18 protein-coding genes are annotated in these 15,127 nt (G+C 62.3%); all 18 read right to left on the bottom strand.

Annotation, left to right across the window (positions count from 1 at the left end; all coding sequences use genetic code 11):
• Positions 1-17: 17 nt before the first annotated feature.
• On the bottom strand, positions 18-1,481 hold the full coding sequence (gene nuoN, locus AAG612_RS02195; RefSeq protein WP_342506821.1) for an NADH-quinone oxidoreductase subunit NuoN: 1,464 nt from the start codon (positions 1,479-1,481) through the stop codon (positions 18-20).
• A complete protein-coding gene (locus tag AAG612_RS02190; RefSeq protein WP_342506819.1) occupies positions 1,481-3,076 on the bottom strand; it encodes an NADH-quinone oxidoreductase subunit M in 1,596 nt (531 codons plus the stop codon). Before AAG612_RS02190 ends, nuoN begins: the two co-directional genes overlap by 1 nt.
• Positions 3,076-5,136, bottom strand: coding sequence for an NADH-quinone oxidoreductase subunit L (nuoL, locus tag AAG612_RS02185; protein WP_342506817.1), 2,061 nt, complete (start codon positions 5,134-5,136; stop codon positions 3,076-3,078). Before nuoL ends, AAG612_RS02190 begins: the two co-directional genes overlap by 1 nt.
• 8 nt (positions 5,137-5,144) lie before the next feature.
• Complete coding sequence (nuoK, locus tag AAG612_RS02180) at positions 5,145-5,450, bottom strand: NADH-quinone oxidoreductase subunit NuoK (RefSeq protein WP_115492329.1); 306 nt, start codon at positions 5,448-5,450, stop codon at positions 5,145-5,147.
• Positions 5,447-6,067, bottom strand: coding sequence for an NADH-quinone oxidoreductase subunit J (locus AAG612_RS02175; RefSeq protein ID WP_342506812.1), 621 nt, complete (start codon positions 6,065-6,067; stop codon positions 5,447-5,449). Before AAG612_RS02175 ends, nuoK begins: the two co-directional genes overlap by 4 nt.
• Before the next feature lie 39 nt (positions 6,068-6,106).
• Entirely contained in the window at positions 6,107-6,592 is a 486-nt protein-coding gene (gene nuoI / locus AAG612_RS02170) for an NADH-quinone oxidoreductase subunit NuoI (RefSeq protein WP_342506810.1), read from the bottom strand.
• Positions 6,589-7,635 carry an NADH-quinone oxidoreductase subunit NuoH gene (gene nuoH, locus AAG612_RS02165; protein WP_342506808.1) on the bottom strand — a complete coding sequence of 349 codons (1,047 nt, stop codon included), beginning with the start codon at positions 7,633-7,635 and terminating at the stop codon, positions 6,589-6,591. Before nuoH ends, nuoI begins: the two co-directional genes overlap by 4 nt.
• A complete protein-coding gene (nuoG, locus tag AAG612_RS02160; RefSeq protein WP_342506806.1) occupies positions 7,632-9,674 on the bottom strand; it encodes an NADH-quinone oxidoreductase subunit NuoG in 2,043 nt (680 codons plus the stop codon). The genes nuoH and nuoG overlap by 4 nt, the downstream gene beginning before the upstream one ends.
• Complete coding sequence (locus AAG612_RS02155; RefSeq protein WP_342506804.1) at positions 9,674-10,204, bottom strand: hypothetical protein; 531 nt, start codon at positions 10,202-10,204, stop codon at positions 9,674-9,676. Before AAG612_RS02155 ends, nuoG begins: the two co-directional genes overlap by 1 nt.
• A gap of 166 nt (positions 10,205-10,370) precedes the next feature.
• Entirely contained in the window at positions 10,371-11,114 is a 744-nt protein-coding gene (locus AAG612_RS02150; RefSeq protein ID WP_342506802.1) for a hypothetical protein, read from the bottom strand.
• Complete coding sequence (gene nuoF / locus AAG612_RS02145) at positions 11,111-12,406, bottom strand: NADH-quinone oxidoreductase subunit NuoF (RefSeq protein ID WP_342506800.1); 1,296 nt, start codon at positions 12,404-12,406, stop codon at positions 11,111-11,113. The genes AAG612_RS02150 and nuoF overlap by 4 nt, the downstream gene beginning before the upstream one ends.
• The gene (locus AAG612_RS02140; RefSeq protein WP_342506798.1) at positions 12,403-12,573 is read right to left on the bottom strand and encodes a hypothetical protein; all 171 of its coding nucleotides are present in this window, start codon (positions 12,571-12,573) and stop codon (positions 12,403-12,405) included. Before AAG612_RS02140 ends, nuoF begins: the two co-directional genes overlap by 4 nt.
• Positions 12,570-12,713, bottom strand: a complete 144-nt coding sequence (locus tag AAG612_RS02135) for a hypothetical protein (RefSeq protein WP_342506796.1) — start codon at positions 12,711-12,713, stop codon at positions 12,570-12,572. The genes AAG612_RS02140 and AAG612_RS02135 overlap by 4 nt, the downstream gene beginning before the upstream one ends.
• Entirely contained in the window at positions 12,713-12,901 is a 189-nt protein-coding gene (locus AAG612_RS02130; RefSeq protein ID WP_342506794.1) for a hypothetical protein, read from the bottom strand. Before AAG612_RS02130 ends, AAG612_RS02135 begins: the two co-directional genes overlap by 1 nt.
• Positions 12,898-13,068, bottom strand: a complete 171-nt coding sequence (locus tag AAG612_RS02125; protein WP_342506792.1) for a hypothetical protein — start codon at positions 13,066-13,068, stop codon at positions 12,898-12,900. Before AAG612_RS02125 ends, AAG612_RS02130 begins: the two co-directional genes overlap by 4 nt.
• On the bottom strand, positions 13,068-13,736 hold the full coding sequence (nuoE, locus tag AAG612_RS02120; protein WP_342506790.1) for an NADH-quinone oxidoreductase subunit NuoE: 669 nt from the start codon (positions 13,734-13,736) through the stop codon (positions 13,068-13,070). Before nuoE ends, AAG612_RS02125 begins: the two co-directional genes overlap by 1 nt.
• Positions 13,729-13,905, bottom strand: coding sequence for a hypothetical protein (locus AAG612_RS02115; protein ID WP_342506788.1), 177 nt, complete (start codon positions 13,903-13,905; stop codon positions 13,729-13,731). Before AAG612_RS02115 ends, nuoE begins: the two co-directional genes overlap by 8 nt.
• Positions 13,905-15,122: an NADH-quinone oxidoreductase subunit D gene (locus AAG612_RS02110; protein WP_342506786.1), complete on the bottom strand. Its 1,218-nt coding sequence runs from the start codon at positions 15,120-15,122 to the stop codon at positions 13,905-13,907. The genes AAG612_RS02115 and AAG612_RS02110 overlap by 1 nt, the downstream gene beginning before the upstream one ends.
• Positions 15,123-15,127: the final 5 nt, after the last annotated feature.

Below are 15,127 nucleotides of genomic sequence, written 5' to 3'. Positions count from 1 at the left end.
TGCCGGCGTCGGCAGGCTTAGACGCCTGCGAACAACCCCGCAGCGGCCGCTTGCGTCATCGTCTCCAGCCCCCGCGAGAGGAACCATCCGACCGGTGAGATGAGGATCGTGCAAATGGCCAGAATCGCCCACTGGGCAGTGCTGGCGCCCGTGGTCGCGCGGTTCACAGGTTCGTCGAAGAACATCACCTTGACGAACTTGATATAATAGAACGCGCCGATCACGCTTGCCGCGATGCCGATCACCGCGAGCGGGATCAGTCCCGCCTCAACCACCGCGCGGAACACCTCCAGCTTGGCGAAGAAGCCCATCAGCGGGGGAATGCCGGCAAGGCTGAACATCAGGATCAGCAGACACCAGGCAATGGCCGACCGCGTGCTGGAAAGGCCTGCGATGTCGTCGAAGGTTTCCAGGTTCTCGCCATCGCCATTGCGCAGCATGAGAATTGCAACGAAGCTGCCGAGCGACATCACGACATAGATCGCAAGGTAGAACAGCATCGCGCTTGCGCCACCCGCTGTCGCGGCAGCGAGGCCGATCAGGATGAAACCGACATTGTTGATCGACGAATAGGCGAGCAGCCGCTTGAGATTGTTCTGTCCGATGGCCCCCAGCGCACCGACCACGATCGAGGCGAGCGCGGCGAAAATCACGATCTGGCGCCATGCGTCGTGTTGCGACCCGAAAGCGTCGAGTGCGACACGCGCGGTGAGCGCAATGGCGGCAACCTTCGGCGCGGTCGCGAAGAAGGTCGTCACCGGCGTCGGCGCACCCTCGTAAACATCGGGCGTCCACATGTGGAACGGCACGGCGCTGATCTTGAACGCAAGACCGGCGAGCACGAAGATCAGGCCAAACAGCGCACCGGTGGAGAGCCCGGCTTCCTGTGCCATACGAATGCCCGCAAAGCTCGTCGTACCGGTGAAGCCGTATGTGAGGCTCATCCCGTATAGCAGGATGCCGCTGGCGAGCGCACCGAGCACGAAATACTTGAGACCGGCTTCGGCCGAACGGCTGTCATTGCGCAGGAAGCTGGCGAGCACATAGGCGGCCAGGCTGTTCAATTCGAGACCGACATAGAGCGTCATCAGATCGGTCGCAGAGACCATGATGCTCATGCCCAGCGTCGCAAACAGGATAAGCACCGGATACTCGGGCCGCATCGCACGGAGGCGACCGAAGAAGCCGGGTGCGATCATCAGGCAGCCGATTGCCGCGAGATAGGTCAGCAGCTTCGCGAATGCAGCGAAAGCATCGGCACTGAACTGCCCGTTGAAGGCCATCGCAGTCGCGCCGCCCGCACCTTCGACCAACGACGGAAGGACGAGGCAGCCCGCAGCGCCCAGCGCAACCGCCGCGAGAATCGACACGAGACCGCTGGTCTTCTCACCACCAAAGGCGGCGATCAGCAGCAGGATCAGGCCGGAGCCGGTCAGCACCAGTTCCGGAATGACGAGGGCAAAGGAAGTCGCGTAGTCCATCAGTGTTCGCCCTCGGACCCGTGGTCCTCGCCTTCATGTTCGGAGCCGCCGCCGTGCTCGCCCTCGCCCTCGTCATGCGCGATGTAGTTCGCAGCGTGATCGCGGGGCTGCCCGGCGACGAGTGCGGCATCGCTCGGCGGTGCGGCACGCGCAATGCGCGCCTCGATTGCGGCAATATCGCTCCGCATCGGGGCAATGAAACTCTCTGGATAGACGCCCATCCACAGCACTGCTGCGGCGACCGGAGCCAGCATCGCCCATTCGCGCACGTTCAGGTCGGGCATCGCAGCGGCGTCGGCATTGTCCTGCGTGCCGAATACGACCCGGCGGTAGAGATAGAGCATGTAGCCTGCGCCAAGGATGATGCCGGTGGTCAGCACGAATGTGGTGGTGCTCGACGCCTTATAGATCCCCGCGAGGCTCACGAACTCGGCCACGAAGCCGCTGGTCCCCGGCAGGCCAATGGCTGCCATCGTGAACAGCAGGAAAAACAGCGCGTAACGAGGCATGTTGGTCGCAAGGCCACCGTAGCGGCTGATTTCCCGCGTGTGCAGCCGGTCGTAGATGACGCCCACGCACAGGAACAGTGCGCCCGACACGAGCCCGTGGCTCAGCATCATCACCATCGCACCTTCGAGGCCTTGCACATTGAAAGCGAACAGGCCCGCCGTCACGATCGCCATGTGGGCGACCGAGGAATAGGCGATCAGCTTCTTCATGTCCTGCTGGACGAGCGCGATGAGACTGGTGACGACCACCGCGACCATCGACAGGCCGAAGACCAGCCACATGAACTGCGCGGATGCTTCGGGGAACATCGGCAGGCTGAAGCGGATGAAACCGTAGCCACCCAGCTTCAGCAGCACGCCGGCAAGGATCACCGAACCTGCGGTCGGCGCCTGAACGTGCGCTGCGGGTAGCCAGGTGTGGACCGGCCACATCGGCATCTTAACCGCAAAGCTGGCGAAGAAGGCGAGCCACAGCCACGTCTGCGCTTCCGGCGCGAAATCGTATTGCAGCAGCGTGGGAATGTCGCTCGTCCCCGCCTCGTTGATCATCCACAGCATCGCGATCAGCATCACGACCGAGCCGAGCAGCGTGTAGAGGAAGAACTTGAAGCTGGCGTAGATGCGGTCCGCCCCGCCCCAAATCCCGATAATCAGGTACATCGGGATCAGGCCGGCTTCGAAGAAGATGTAGAACAGCAGGATATCCTGCGCGGCGAACACGCCTATCATCAGCAGTTCCATGATCAGGAACGCAGCCATGTATTCGCCGACGCGCTTGGTCACGCTCGTCCAGCTCGCGAGGATGCAGATCGGCATCAGGAAGACGCTGAGCATGATCAGCATCAGCGCGATGCCATCGATGCCGAGCGCATATTGGAAGCCCGCGAACAGGTTCGCTTCCTCCTGGAACTGCCACTGTGCGCCGCCGATGTCGAAATTGATCCACAGCAGGATGCCCAGCGCGAGGTTGGCCAGAGTCGCTGCCAGCGCGACCATGCGCGCGGTGGACGCGCTAACGAAGAAGCACAGCACCGCCGCGATCAGCGGAACGGCCAGCATCAGGGTAAGAATGGGAAAACCTTCCATCACAGCAGAACCCAGGTGACGGCAGCCACAAGGCCGAGCAGCATGACCAGCGCATAGGTGTTGAGCATGCCGGACTGAACGCGCTTCGCGCCGTCCGCACCCTGCTTCACCACCCATGCCGCACCATCGGGACCGAAGCGGTCGATAATGCCGATGTCCAGCTGCTTCCAGAACACCCGGCCGAACCAGAAAGCGGGCTTCACGAACAGGAAGTTATACAATTCGTCGAAGTACCACTTGTTGAGGAAGAACCGGTAGATCGGGCCAAGCTGAGCCGCCGCCGCTTCAGGCAATTTCGGATTGCGGATGTAAGAGAACCAGGCAGTCAGCAGGCCGAGCAGCATCGCGACCGTCGCGGTGAGTTTCACCCACATCGGCACGCCGTGGATCGCGTGGATCAGATCGTAATTGAAGAAGATCGAGTCGCCCCAGAATTCCTCGGAGTCCACGAACGGTTCGTAGTAGACGAAGCCTGCGAACACCGCGCCAATGCTCAGCACGATCAGCGGGACCAGCATCACCCAGGGCGCCTCGTGCGGATGGTAACCCGCTGTGCCGTCATCCTCATGCGCCGAGGGGACGTGATGTGCCGGGCTGTTGCCTGCATCTTCCTGCGCCGCGGGGTTGTGCTCTTCGGGCTCGTCATGCCCGTGGTGCACGGCATGCTGGATATGCTCGCTGTCGGCCCAGCGGGGTTTGCCCCAGAAGGTCAGGAACATCAGGCGCCAGGAATAGAAGCTCGTCAGCAGCGCCGCGATTGCGCCCGCCCAGAAGGCGAAGTTGGCCGCACCGGTGCCGCGCGCAAAGGCGGCTTCGAGAATCGCGTCCTTGGAATAAAACCCCGCGAAGCCGAACACGCCGACGATACCGACGCCTGTGATCGCGAGCGTGCCCGCCATCATCGCCCAGAAGGTAATCGGGATCTGCTTACGCAGGCCGCCGTAATAGCGCATGTCCTGCTCGTGATGCATTGCGTGGATCACCGCGCCCGCGCCAAGGAACAGCAGCGCCTTGAAGAAGGCGTGCGTGAACAGGTGGAACATCGCCACTCCGTATGCGCCCGCACCTGCGGCAAAGAACATGTAGCCGAGCTGCGAGCACGTCGAATAGGCAATCACCCGCTTGATATCCCACTGCGTCGTGCCGATCGTGGCCGCGAACAGGCAGGTTGCGCCGCCGATCACGGTGACGATCGTCAGCGCCACCGGAGCGGTTTCGAACATCGGGGACAGGCGGCAGACCATGAACACGCCTGCGGTCACCATCGTGGCGGCGTGGATAAGCGCGGAAACGGGCGTCGGCCCCTCCATCGCATCGGGGAGCCAGGTGTGAAGGCCCAGCTGCGCAGATTTACCCATCGCGCCGATGAACAGGAGGATACACAGGATATCCATCGTCATCAGGCGCATGCCCATGAAGGTGATCGAGCTGCCGCTCATCGCGGGGGCCATCTCGAGAATTTGCGGGATCGAGACCGTGCCGAACACCAGGAAGGTACCGAAAATACCGAGCATGAAGCCAAGGTCGCCCACGCGGTTGACCACGAAGGCCTTGATCGCGGCGGCGTTGGCGCTGGGCTTCTTGTACCAGAAGCCAATGAGGAGGTAGGAGGCGAGGCCGACGCCTTCCCACCCGAAGAACATCTGCACGAGGTTGTCCGCTGTCACCAGCATCAGCATCGCGAAGGTGAACAGGCACAGGTATGCGAAGAACCGCTGTTGGTCCGGGTCTTCGTCCATGTAGCCCCACGAATAGAGATGGACGAGCGCGGACACGCTGGTGATGACCACCAGCATGATCGCGGTCAGCGTATCGACCCGCAGCGCCCAGTCGAAGCTGAGGTCGCCCGACTGCACCCACTGCAGCACCGGGACCACGTCCGCTTGGAGCGTGCCGCCGAGAAAGCCGAGGAAGATCGGCCAGCTGAGCGCGCAGGACACGAACAGTGCGCCGGTGGTGATCGCCTTGGAGACGGTCTTACCCAGCGCACCGCCGAACAGGCCGGCAACGATCGCCGCCAGCAGCGGCAGGAAAACGATGATGAGGATCGAGGACTGCACTTGGATATCTAGCCCTTCATCCGGTTCACGTCGTCGACCGCGATCGTGCCGCGATCACGGAAGAATATGACGAGGATCGCAAGTCCGATGGCCGCTTCGCCCGCCGCCACGGTCAGCACGAACATCGCGAAAATCTGGCCGGTCAGATCACCAAGGAAGGCGCTGAATGCGACGAGGTTGATGTTCACTGCCAGCAGGATCAGTTCGATTGCCATCAGGATGACGATGACGTTCTTGCGGTTGAGGAAAATTCCCAAAACGCCGAGCACGAACAGGATCGCGCTGACGATGATGTAATGTTCGATACCGATCACAGCTCGATCCCCTCGCCGATGGTCGGCTGCTTCATCTGCGTCGCCTCCTTCGGATTGCGACGCACCTGCTTGGTGATGTTCTGATGTCCGCGCGTGGTCTTCAGATCGCGATGGGTCAGCACGATTGCACCAACCATCGCGACCAGCAGGATCAGGCCTGCCGCCTCGAAGATGAAGACATATTCGGAATAGAGCAGCGCGCCGATATTCTCGATGTTGCTGCGCTGCAGGTTGGGCGCATTCTCGCCCGTCGCCGCGCCCAGTTCCAGCGCACCCGCATTGAGCGCGCCGATGCCCAGCACCAGCTCAGCCAGCAGGACCAGCGCAATCGCGATGCCGAGCGGGAAGTTCTTGATAAATCCGGCGCGCAGCTCTGCCATATCGACGTCGAGCATCATCACGACGAACAGGAAGAGTACCGCGACCGCGCCGACATAGACGACAACCAGCAGCATCGCGATGAATTCGGCTCCCAGCAAGACCATCAGCCCCGCCGCGTTGAAGAACGCGAGGATGAGCCACAGCACCGAATGCACGGGATTGCGGCTCATGATCGTGAGCACGGCGCTGCCGATCACCATGGACGCGAAGAGGTAAAAGGCGATGGCCTGAATCATAGCTTCTGAAAGTTGCCCCGAACGTGGTCTGTGGCGCGCCTAGCGGTAGGGCGCGTCGGCTTCAAGGTTCGCCGCGATGGCGCGTTCCCATTTGTCACCATTGGCGAGCAGTTTGGTCTTGTCGTAGAGCAGTTCCTCGCGGGTTTCCGTGGAATATTCGAAGTTCGGCCCTTCGACGATGGCATCCACCGGGCATGCCTCCTGGCAGAAGCCGCAATAGATGCACTTCGTCATGTCGATATCGTAGCGCGTGGTGCGGCGCGAACCGTCGGCGCGCGGCTCCGACTCGATGGTGATCGCCTGCGCCGGGCAAACCGCCTCGCACAGCTTGCACGCGATGCAGCGCTCTTCCCCGTTGGGATAGCGACGCAGCGCATGCTCGCCCCGGAACCGCGGCGAAACCGGGTTTTTCTCGTAGGGGTAGTTAATCGTGACCTTGGGCTTGAAGAGATACTTCAGGGTCAGCGCGTGGGCCTTCACGAACTCGTAGAGGGTAAAGGCCTTCAGGGTCTGGGCGATACTCATGAATAGTGTCCGGTGGCCATCAGGTAGCCGCTGATAAGGAAAACGAAGATCAGGCTCATCGGCAGGAACACCTTCCAGCCGAGCCGCATCAGCTGGTCGTAGCGGTAGCGCGGTACGGTCGCCATCACCCAGCTGAACATGAAGAAGAAGAACAGCGTCTTGAGGAAGAACCAGATGAAGCCGGGCACGTAGTAGAGCGGCGCCCAGTCGATCGGGGGCAACCACCCGCCGAAGAACAGCAGCGTGTTGAGCGCGCACATCAGCAGGATGTTGGCATATTCGCCCAGCCAGAACAGCGCGAAGGCCATGCTGGAATATTCGGTCTGATAACCGGCAACCAGCTCGCTCTCCGCTTCGGTCAGGTCGAACGGTACGCGCTGCGTCTCCGCGAGGCTGGAGATGAAGAACACAACCCACATCGGGAACAGCAGCAGGTTGAAGTAATAGCCGTTGACGATGCCCAGGCCGTGCCCGCGCTGGCTTTCGACGATCTCGGTCAGGTTGAAGCTGCCCGCCCACAGCACGACGCAGATCAGGATGAAGCCGATCGAGACTTCGTAGGAAATCATCTGTGCGGCGGCGCGCATGGCGGAGAAGAATGGGTATTTCGAGTTACTCGCCCAGCCCGCCATCACCACGCCGTAAACCGACAGCGAGCTGATCGCCAGGATGTAGAGCAGGCCGACATTGATGTCTGCCAGCACCCAGCCATCGGCAAAGGGCACCACCGCCCACGCGGCGAGCGCCACGGTGAAGGTGATGATCGGCGCAATGATGAAGATACCCTTGTTCGCCGCGCTCGGGATGATGGTTTCCTGCAGGAACACCTTCAGCCCGTCGGCGAAGCTTTGCAGCAGGCCGAAGGGGCCGACCACGTTGGGGCCCTTGCGCAGGTTGATCGCGGCCCAGACCTTGCGGTCGATCAGGATGACATAGGCGACCGCGAGCATCAGCGGCAGCGCGATCAGCAGGATGCCGATGATGGTCGCGATGAACCACGAGAATTCGTAGTTGAGGCCGAGGTTCTGGAAAAATTCGGTCATTCCGCTGCCTCCGCCAGTTCCTCGCCGTGGACCAGTTCGGCCGAGCAGCGCTGCATCGTTTCGCTTGCGCGAGCGATGGGATTGGTCAGGTAGAAGTCGGCGATCGGGTACGAAATCGCCCCCTTGGCCTTGGCCGTTTTCTTGCCCTTGGGCAGCTTGCCGAGGTCGGCAATGCCTTCTTCGCCCAGCGCGGGCACCGCCGCGATCATCGCGGACTGGAGCTGCGCGAAGCTGTCGAAGCCGACGTTGACGCCGAAGGCATCGGCCAGCGCGCGCAGGATCGTCCAGTCTTCACGCGCGTCGCCGGGGGCAAATACCGCCTTCTCGGCGAATTGCACGCGCCCCTCGGTGTTGACGTAAGTCCCGTCCTTCTCGGCATAGCTTGCCGCGGGCAGGATAATATCTGCCGCATGCGCGCCCGCATCGCCGTGGTGGCCGATATAGACCTTCAGGCTCTTCTCGAACGCCCCGTAGTCGAGCGAGTCCGCGCCGAGCGAAAGCAATACGGCAGGCGCGGCATCGACGATGTCCTTGATGCCCTTCTTCTGCGCGTAGCCAAGCATGACCCCGCCCATCCGCGATGCGGCGGTGTGGATGACGTTGAAGCCGTTCCAGCTTTCCTTGCCGTCCGGGCCATCGACATCACGCACAAGGTTCCACTCTGTGGCGAGTGTCAGCGCAGGGTGCAGCGCATTCGCCGCGAGCCCGCCGGGACCGACGATGATCGCAGGCCGCGCGGCATCCTTGAACGCATCGGCGACATGGCCCGGCAGGTCATGCAGCAGACCCGCATCCTCGCCAAGGAATTGGCAGTCGAAGGTCGTGTCCCACTCGGGCCCGATCAGGAAGATCTTCGCGCCGCGCTTCGCCGCCTTGCGCAGGCGGACATTGATCAGCGGCGCTTCGTGGCGAACCTGGCTGCCGACGATCAGGATCGCGTCGGCGGTTTCGATGCCAGCAAAGCCAGAATTGAAGCCGATCCCTGCAAGGCTGGAGCAATCGTAATCGAGCCCGGTCTGGCGGCCTTCGAGCTTGTCCGAGCCAAGCTCGGCCAGCAGGCGCTTGGCCGCGAACATCGTTTCGCAGTCGACCAGATCGCCCGCGACGGCAGCGATGCTGCCCTCCCCGCCTTTCTTGGCGGCCTCGACGATCGCGCCGAAAGCATCTTCCCAGCTTGAGCGCTGTAGCTTGTTATCGTCGCCGCGCATCCAAACCGCATCGAGCCGACGCCGCGTCAGGCCATCGACCTGATAGCGCGCCTTGTCTGAAATCCACTCTTCATTGACGTCGTCGTTGATCCGCGGAAGCGCGCGCATCACTTCACGACCGCGCGAGTGAAGCGAGATGTTAGCGCCGACCGCATCGGAAACGTCGATGCTGAGCGTTCGCTTCAGCTCCCATGGTCGCGCTTCGTAGGCGTAGGGCCGCGAAGTCAGCGCTCCGACAGGGCACAAGTCGATCACATTGGCGGAAAGCTCATGCTCCGCCGCCTGCTCCAGATAGGTCGTGATCTGCATGTCCTCGCCGCGATAGAGCGCGCCGATCTCGTCCACGCCCGCGATTTCCTCGGAAAAGCGGACGCAGCGGGTGCAGTGGATGCAGCGGGTCATGATCGTCTTGATCAGCGGACCCATGTATTTCTCGGTCACGGCGCGCTTGTTCTCGTGATAGCGCGTCGCGCCGCGCCCGTAATACATCGCTTGGTCTTGCAGGTCGCATTCGCCGCCCTGGTCGCAGATCGGGCAATCGAGCGGATGGTTGATGAGCAGAAATTCCATCACGCCTTCGCGCGCGGTCTTCACCATCTCGGTGTCGGTGCGAATTTCCTGGCCTTCGGTGGCGGGCAGCGCGCAGCTTGCCTGCGGTTTGGGCGGCCCGGGCTTCACCTCGACCAGGCACATGCGGCAATTGCCCGCGATGCTCAGCCGCTCGTGATAGCAGAAACGCGGAATTTCCTTGCCCGCAAGCTCGCACGCCTGCAGCACGGTCGCGCCTTCGGGCACGTCGATTTCCTGTCCGTCTACGGTGACTTTAGGCATTATACTTCGCTTTCAAAGGCCAGCGCATGGGCCAGCCGATAGTAAATGGTGGCAAGCCCCAGGCGCATACGCACCCGGTCGATCTGCATACTCCTGCCCTCAGGAACGCAGCCTGCGATGGTCGGCGATAAAGCCTTGATCGCATCGACTTCCTTGCCGCTGTCAATCCGGGTATCCAACAATGCACGGGTGCCCGCCGGATCGGTACGCGCAATGCACTCGCCCAGGCGATACATAAAGGTGTAATTCTCCGCCAACGGGCCCGAACCGGGATGGGTCGCGTTGATGGGGGCGAGTTGCGCAACGCCCTCCAAAGCAGTGTCCGGCAGCGTCCTGTCGATCAGCCGGTCGGCTATCGCACCGCGAAAATAATACGACTGCATGGTGAGTTGCCCGCCGCTAAGGCGCATGCACCGATTGTCGACGATGCGGTCCCACTGCGGATCGTCGATATCCGCCAGATCGGTGAGCACGAAGTCTCGCGAAAGCTCGGTTTCGGCATCGGCGATGCACCGGCCGTAATTCATCATAACCTGGCGCCCCTGCTCCGCCGCCTTGGGCGATGGGGACGAACGCAGCCGATCGGGCAGCGCGGCCTGCGCACCCGCGAGCGAAAGCAGCGCGGCAGCAACCAAGGATGTTGCGAAGGTCATCGCTCGGCTCCGCTGAGCAGACTGATTGCGGTAAGGCCGGCCATCAGTTGGCTTCTTCCGCAGCCGTATAATGGCCGCGCGACCACAGACCGTCAGCAGCCATCTGGCGGATCAGCGAGGTCGCGACGGTCATTTCCGTTTCAGATGTATTGGCGCAGCTCGCCACAATCGGCCCGAGCACTTCGATCGCATCTTCCTCCTTGCCAGACCCGGGACGGGCCTCGAGCAAATCATGCGACGCCTGCGGGGCGTTGTAGGTCAGACAATCGGCCAGCGCGGCCATCGTGCTGATCTGCGGATGGACGCGACGCCCATCGAAGCGACCGGCGACATCGGGCGCACTTCCCGGCACGATCGCGGGCGGACTGTCGAAATCCTGCAGATAGACTTCTTCGGCCAACAGGTTGCGCAAGGTCGAATACTGGATCTGCATGTACATCTGATACACGCGGTTATCGGCGCCACGCATCAGGCGACCGATGCAGTAGCTCACCCCCAGATCGTCGAACATGGTCTCGGCTTCGAAGCCCGCCTGCTCGAAATCGATCGTATAGAAATTGCTGTTGGCCAGCAGTTTGCGGACCTCGTCCTTGCTCCGATTGAAGACGCAATTCGCGACGCGCTTCTGCATCCACCGCCCCTTGGCGGCATCCGGGCTCTCGGGCGCCTTCTTGAAGCGCGTGCCTGTGGCCATGCTGGCGTTGTTTTCGTCCGGAACCTGGGCCTGCACCGAGGGTGCTGCCAAAGCGAGCGCCAGGCCAAGCATCGCATATCTCGCAACCATCATTCCGCCGCCTCCTGCAATGCCTCGCCACGCTCGGCGATGCGCCGCTCGAGTTCGGGACGGAAGTGCCTGATGAGGCCCTGGATCGGCCATGCGGCCGCATCGCCCAGCGCGCAGATCGTGTGGCCCTCCACCTGCTTGGTGACGGTGTGGAGCATATCGATCTCGTCGATATCTGCATCGCCCGTCTCAAGCCGCTTCATCACGCGCCACATCCACCCGGTGCCTTCGCGGCAGGGGGTGCACTGGCCGCAGCTCTCGTGCTTGTAGAAATAGCTGATCCGGGAAATCGCCCGGACGATATCGGTCGACTTGTCCATCACGATGACAGCAGCGGTGCCGAGGCCCGAGCCGACTTCCTTCAGACCGTCGAAATCCATCGGCGCGTCCATGATCTGTTCGGCGGGGACCAGCGGCACGGACGAGCCGCCGGGGATCACCGCCAGCAGGTTGTCCCACCCGCCGCGAATGCCACCGCAGTGTCGCTCGATCAGCTCGCGGAAGGGAATGCTCATTTCTTCTTCGACCACGCAGGGCTTTTCGACATGCCCGCTGATCTGGAACAGCTTGGTCCCGTCGTTCTTCTCGCGCCCGAAGCTGGCGAACCACGAAGGGCCGCGCCTCAGGATCGTGGGCACGACCGCGATCGACTCAACGTTGTTCACCGTCGTCGGGCAGCCATAGAGGCCCGCACCCGCCGGGAACGGCGGCTTGAGGCGCGGCTGGCCCTTCTTGCCTTCGAGGCTCTCGATCAGCGCGGTTTCTTCGCCGCAGATGTAGGCACCTGCGCCGCGATGCAGGAAGACATCGTAGTCGTAGCCCGAACCGCAGGCGTTCTTGCCGATCAGCCCGGCGTCGTACGCTTGGTCGATTGCAGCCTGCAGCACTTCGGCCTCGCGGATATACTCGCCGCGAATGTAGATATAGGCGGCGCGCGCGCGCATCGCGAAGCCTGCGACCAGCGCGCCTTCGATCAGCTTGTGCGGATCGTGCCGCATGATCTCGCGGTCCTTGCACGAACCGGGCTCTGATTCGTCGGCGTTGATGACGAGGAAGCTGGGCCGCCCGTCCTTGCTTTCCTTGGGCATGAAGGACCACTTCATGCCGGTCGGGAAGCCCGCACCGCCGCGCCCACGAAGGCCCGAGGCCTTCATGTCGTCGATGATCGAATCCTGCCCCTTGGCGAGCAGCGCCTTGGTATCGTCCCAGTCTCCGCGCGCCTGCGCGGCCTTCAGGCCCCAGTCCTGAAAGCCGTACAGGTTCGTGAAGATGCGGTCCTTGTCCTGAAGGCTCATGCGAACACCTGCCAGATTGAAAGCCCGCCGATCAGAACGACGACGAAAGCCAGTGAGTATTTCATAACGCGCCTCTGCACGCGGCGCTCTTGGTCCGTGGCGAGCGGATAATGGCCTGCGGTGGAATAGTCACCCGTCCAGTCCTTGCTGTCGATTTTGTGGCTCATGCCATGACCCCGAAGACGACGAAGGCCGCGACAGCGAGGATCGCAAGCAGCGCGAGCGTCTTGAACAGGCCGCTCAGCACTTTCCATGCGATCGCGATGGCGATCAGCGCGACGATGATGGTGACGATGTTGATTTCCATCACTTGTCTCCTTCTTCCGCCGCGTCCGCCTTGCTCTTGGAGAGAAAAACGATGCCAAGCACGATAAACGGCAGCCCGGTGCCAAGGAAGGCCGGATCGAGCGTCAGGCCCAGCGAAATGGTGAGACCGACGCCCATCATCAGGTAAGCGATGCCAAGCGCCTGATTGTCGGTCTGCTTGGCACTCATTGCTCACCACCTTCGGCGCGCCGCGCACCGAAAATGCCGAAGCCGCCGAACAGGAAGCCGAGAATCGCCCAGACGACCCAGTTGTCACCCTGCAGGAAATTCACGACAGCCAGGATCAGGAACATGATCCCGACGATCGGCAGGCCTTTCCTGGCGGTATCGCCCATCACCATTCACCCCGGTAATCGTGGTTATCGGTGACCATTTCCTTGAGCGTAGTCGGACCGCCGCTGGGCTCGCTCGTGTGGCGACCCGGCTCCTGCGTGCCGGTCTTTGGCTGCTCGCCCTTGGCCAGCGCGTCGAGCACCGCGTCGAGCCGCTCGACCGTCAGATCCTCGTAATTGTCGTCGTTGATCTGGACCATCGGCGCGGTCGCGCAATTGCCCATGCATTCGACTTCGGTGAGCGTCCACAACCCGTCGTCCGAAACGTGGCCCTTCTTCATCCCGCGCTTCTTGCACGCGGCGATTATGTCGTCCGAGCCGCGCAGCATGCACGGCGTCGTGCCGCACACCTGCACGTGGTACTTACCCACGGGCACGAGGTTGTACATGAAGTAGAAGGTCGCGACTTCGAGCACGCGGATCACCGGCATATCGAGATAGTTCGCGACATACTCGATCACCGGCAGCGGCAGCCAGCCCTGCGTATCGGTTTCCTCGCCCACCTGCCGCTGGGCAAGGTCGAGCAGCGGCATCACCGCCGACTTGCTGCGACCTTCGGGATAGCGCGCAATGGCCTTCTTTGCCTTCGCTTCGTACTCGGAGGAAAACGCGAAATTGCCCCACCGCTCGCGCAGTTCGGGGGTGTCGGGTGCGGTGTGTCTGTCAGCCATTGGACTCTTCCTGTTCGCGCCGCCTGCTGATCACATTGAAGGCCGCGAAGATCGAAACTACCGCTACCACCCAGACCCCGGCGCCGATGTCGATCGCGCCGGACACGTGGAGGACGAGCACAATCCCAAGGACCGCAACGCCGATCGTATTGATCGTCAGCCTGTCCATTACCGGTCGCACTCCCCGAACACGACGTCGATCGCGCCGAGGATGGCGGTTGCGTCGGGCAGCATGTGGCCCTTGGTCATCATGTCCATCGCCTGCAGGTGGCTAAACGCGGTCGGGCGGATCTTGCAGCGGTAGGGTTTGTTCGACCCGTCGCTGACCAGGTACACGCCGAACTCGCCCTTGGGGCTCTCGGTCGCGACGTAGACTTCGCCTGCGGGCACGTGGAAGCCTTCGGTGTAGAGCTTGAAGTGGTGGATCAGCGCTTCCATCGACTGCTTCATCTCGCCCCGCTTGGGCGGCACCACCTTGCGGTCGTCGCTGGCGACAGGGCCCGATGGCATTTCGGCGAGACACTGCTTGATGATGCGCGCGCTCTGGTAGACTTCCTGCACGCGGACCATGAAGCGGTCGTAGCAATCGGAATTGGTGCCGACAGGGACGTCGAATTCCATGCGGTCATAGACATCGTAAGGCTGCGACTTGCGCAGATCCCACGGCACGCCCGCCGCGCGCAGCATCGGGCCGGAAAAGCCCCAGGCAATCGCGTCTTCGCGGCTGACGACCGCGATATCGACGTTACGCTGCTTGAAGATGCGGTTGTCCATCACGAGGCTCATCGCGTCGCCGAACAATTCCGGCACACGATTGTCGAGCCATTCGCCAATATCGACCAGCAGCTTCTCGGGCACGTCCTGATGGACCCCGCCGGGGCGGAACCAGGCGGAGTGCATGCGCGCGCCAGACGCCCGCTCGAAGAAATTCATGCAATCTTCGCGCAGCTCGAAAATCCACAGGTTCGGTGTCATCGCGCCGACGTCCATCACGTGCGCGCCGATATTGAGGAAGTGGTTCGACATGCGCGTCAGCTCGGCGAACAGCACCCGCAGGTACTGCGCGCGGATCGGCACTTCGAGATTGAGCAGCTTCTCGATCGCGAGCACGTAGGAGTGTTCCTGACACAGCGGCGAGCAGTAATCGAGGCGGTCGAAATAGGGGAGCGCCTGAAGGTAGGTCTTGTGCTCGATCAGCTTCTCGGTGCCGCGATGCAGCAGGCCGACATGCGGATCGACTCGCTCCACGATTTCGCCGTCGAGCTCCAACACCATGCGCAGCACGCCATGGGCCGCCGGGTGCTGCGGGCCGAAATTGATCGTGTAGTTCGTGATCTCGTCGTCGCCGGTGGTCGGCGATTCTTCGATCGTCAGTCCGTGTGCCATCTCGT

The sequence above is a fragment of the Citromicrobium bathyomarinum genome, from assembly GCF_038594605.1.
Classification (GTDB): Bacteria; Pseudomonadota; Alphaproteobacteria; order Sphingomonadales; family Sphingomonadaceae; genus Alteriqipengyuania; species Alteriqipengyuania bathyomarina_B.
This window is presented reverse-complemented; position numbering and strand designations above follow the sequence as displayed.

Excerpts from the sequence above, each read along its gene's own strand:
- nuoN (WP_342506821.1), bottom strand. The coding sequence starts at position 1,481 with ATGGACTACGCGACTTCCTTTGCCCTCGTCATTCCGGAACTGGTGCTG.
- AAG612_RS02150 (WP_342506802.1), bottom strand. The coding sequence starts at position 11,114 with ATGATGGTTGCGAGATATGCGATGCTTGGCCTGGCGCTCGCTTTGGCA.
- nuoG (WP_342506806.1), bottom strand. The coding sequence starts at position 9,674 with ATGCCTAAAGTCACCGTAGACGGACAGGAAATCGACGTGCCCGAAGGC.
- nuoF (WP_342506800.1), bottom strand. The coding sequence starts at position 12,406 with ATGAGCCTTCAGGACAAGGACCGCATCTTCACGAACCTGTACGGCTTT.
- AAG612_RS02125 (WP_342506792.1), bottom strand. The coding sequence starts at position 13,068 with ATGGGCGATACCGCCAGGAAAGGCCTGCCGATCGTCGGGATCATGTTC.
- AAG612_RS02175 (WP_342506812.1), bottom strand. The coding sequence starts at position 6,067 with ATGATTCAGGCCATCGCCTTTTACCTCTTCGCGTCCATGGTGATCGGC.
- AAG612_RS02130 (WP_342506794.1), bottom strand. The coding sequence starts at position 12,901 with ATGAGTGCCAAGCAGACCGACAATCAGGCGCTTGGCATCGCTTACCTG.
- nuoI (WP_342506810.1), bottom strand. The coding sequence starts at position 6,592 with ATGAGTATCGCCCAGACCCTGAAGGCCTTTACCCTCTACGAGTTCGTG.
- nuoH (WP_342506808.1), bottom strand. The coding sequence starts at position 7,635 with ATGACCGAATTTTTCCAGAACCTCGGCCTCAACTACGAATTCTCGTGG.
- AAG612_RS02190 (WP_342506819.1), bottom strand. The coding sequence starts at position 3,076 with ATGGAAGGTTTTCCCATTCTTACCCTGATGCTGGCCGTTCCGCTGATC.
- nuoE (WP_342506790.1), bottom strand. The coding sequence starts at position 13,736 with ATGGCTGACAGACACACCGCACCCGACACCCCCGAACTGCGCGAGCGG.
- AAG612_RS02155 (WP_342506804.1), bottom strand. The coding sequence starts at position 10,204 with ATGATGAATTACGGCCGGTGCATCGCCGATGCCGAAACCGAGCTTTCG.
- AAG612_RS02115 (WP_342506788.1), bottom strand. The coding sequence starts at position 13,905 with ATGGACAGGCTGACGATCAATACGATCGGCGTTGCGGTCCTTGGGATT.
- AAG612_RS02110 (WP_342506786.1), bottom strand. The coding sequence starts at position 15,122 with ATGGCACACGGACTGACGATCGAAGAATCGCCGACCACCGGCGACGAC.
- AAG612_RS02140 (WP_342506798.1), bottom strand. The coding sequence starts at position 12,573 with ATGAGCCACAAAATCGACAGCAAGGACTGGACGGGTGACTATTCCACC.
- AAG612_RS02135 (WP_342506796.1), bottom strand. The coding sequence starts at position 12,713 with ATGGAAATCAACATCGTCACCATCATCGTCGCGCTGATCGCCATCGCG.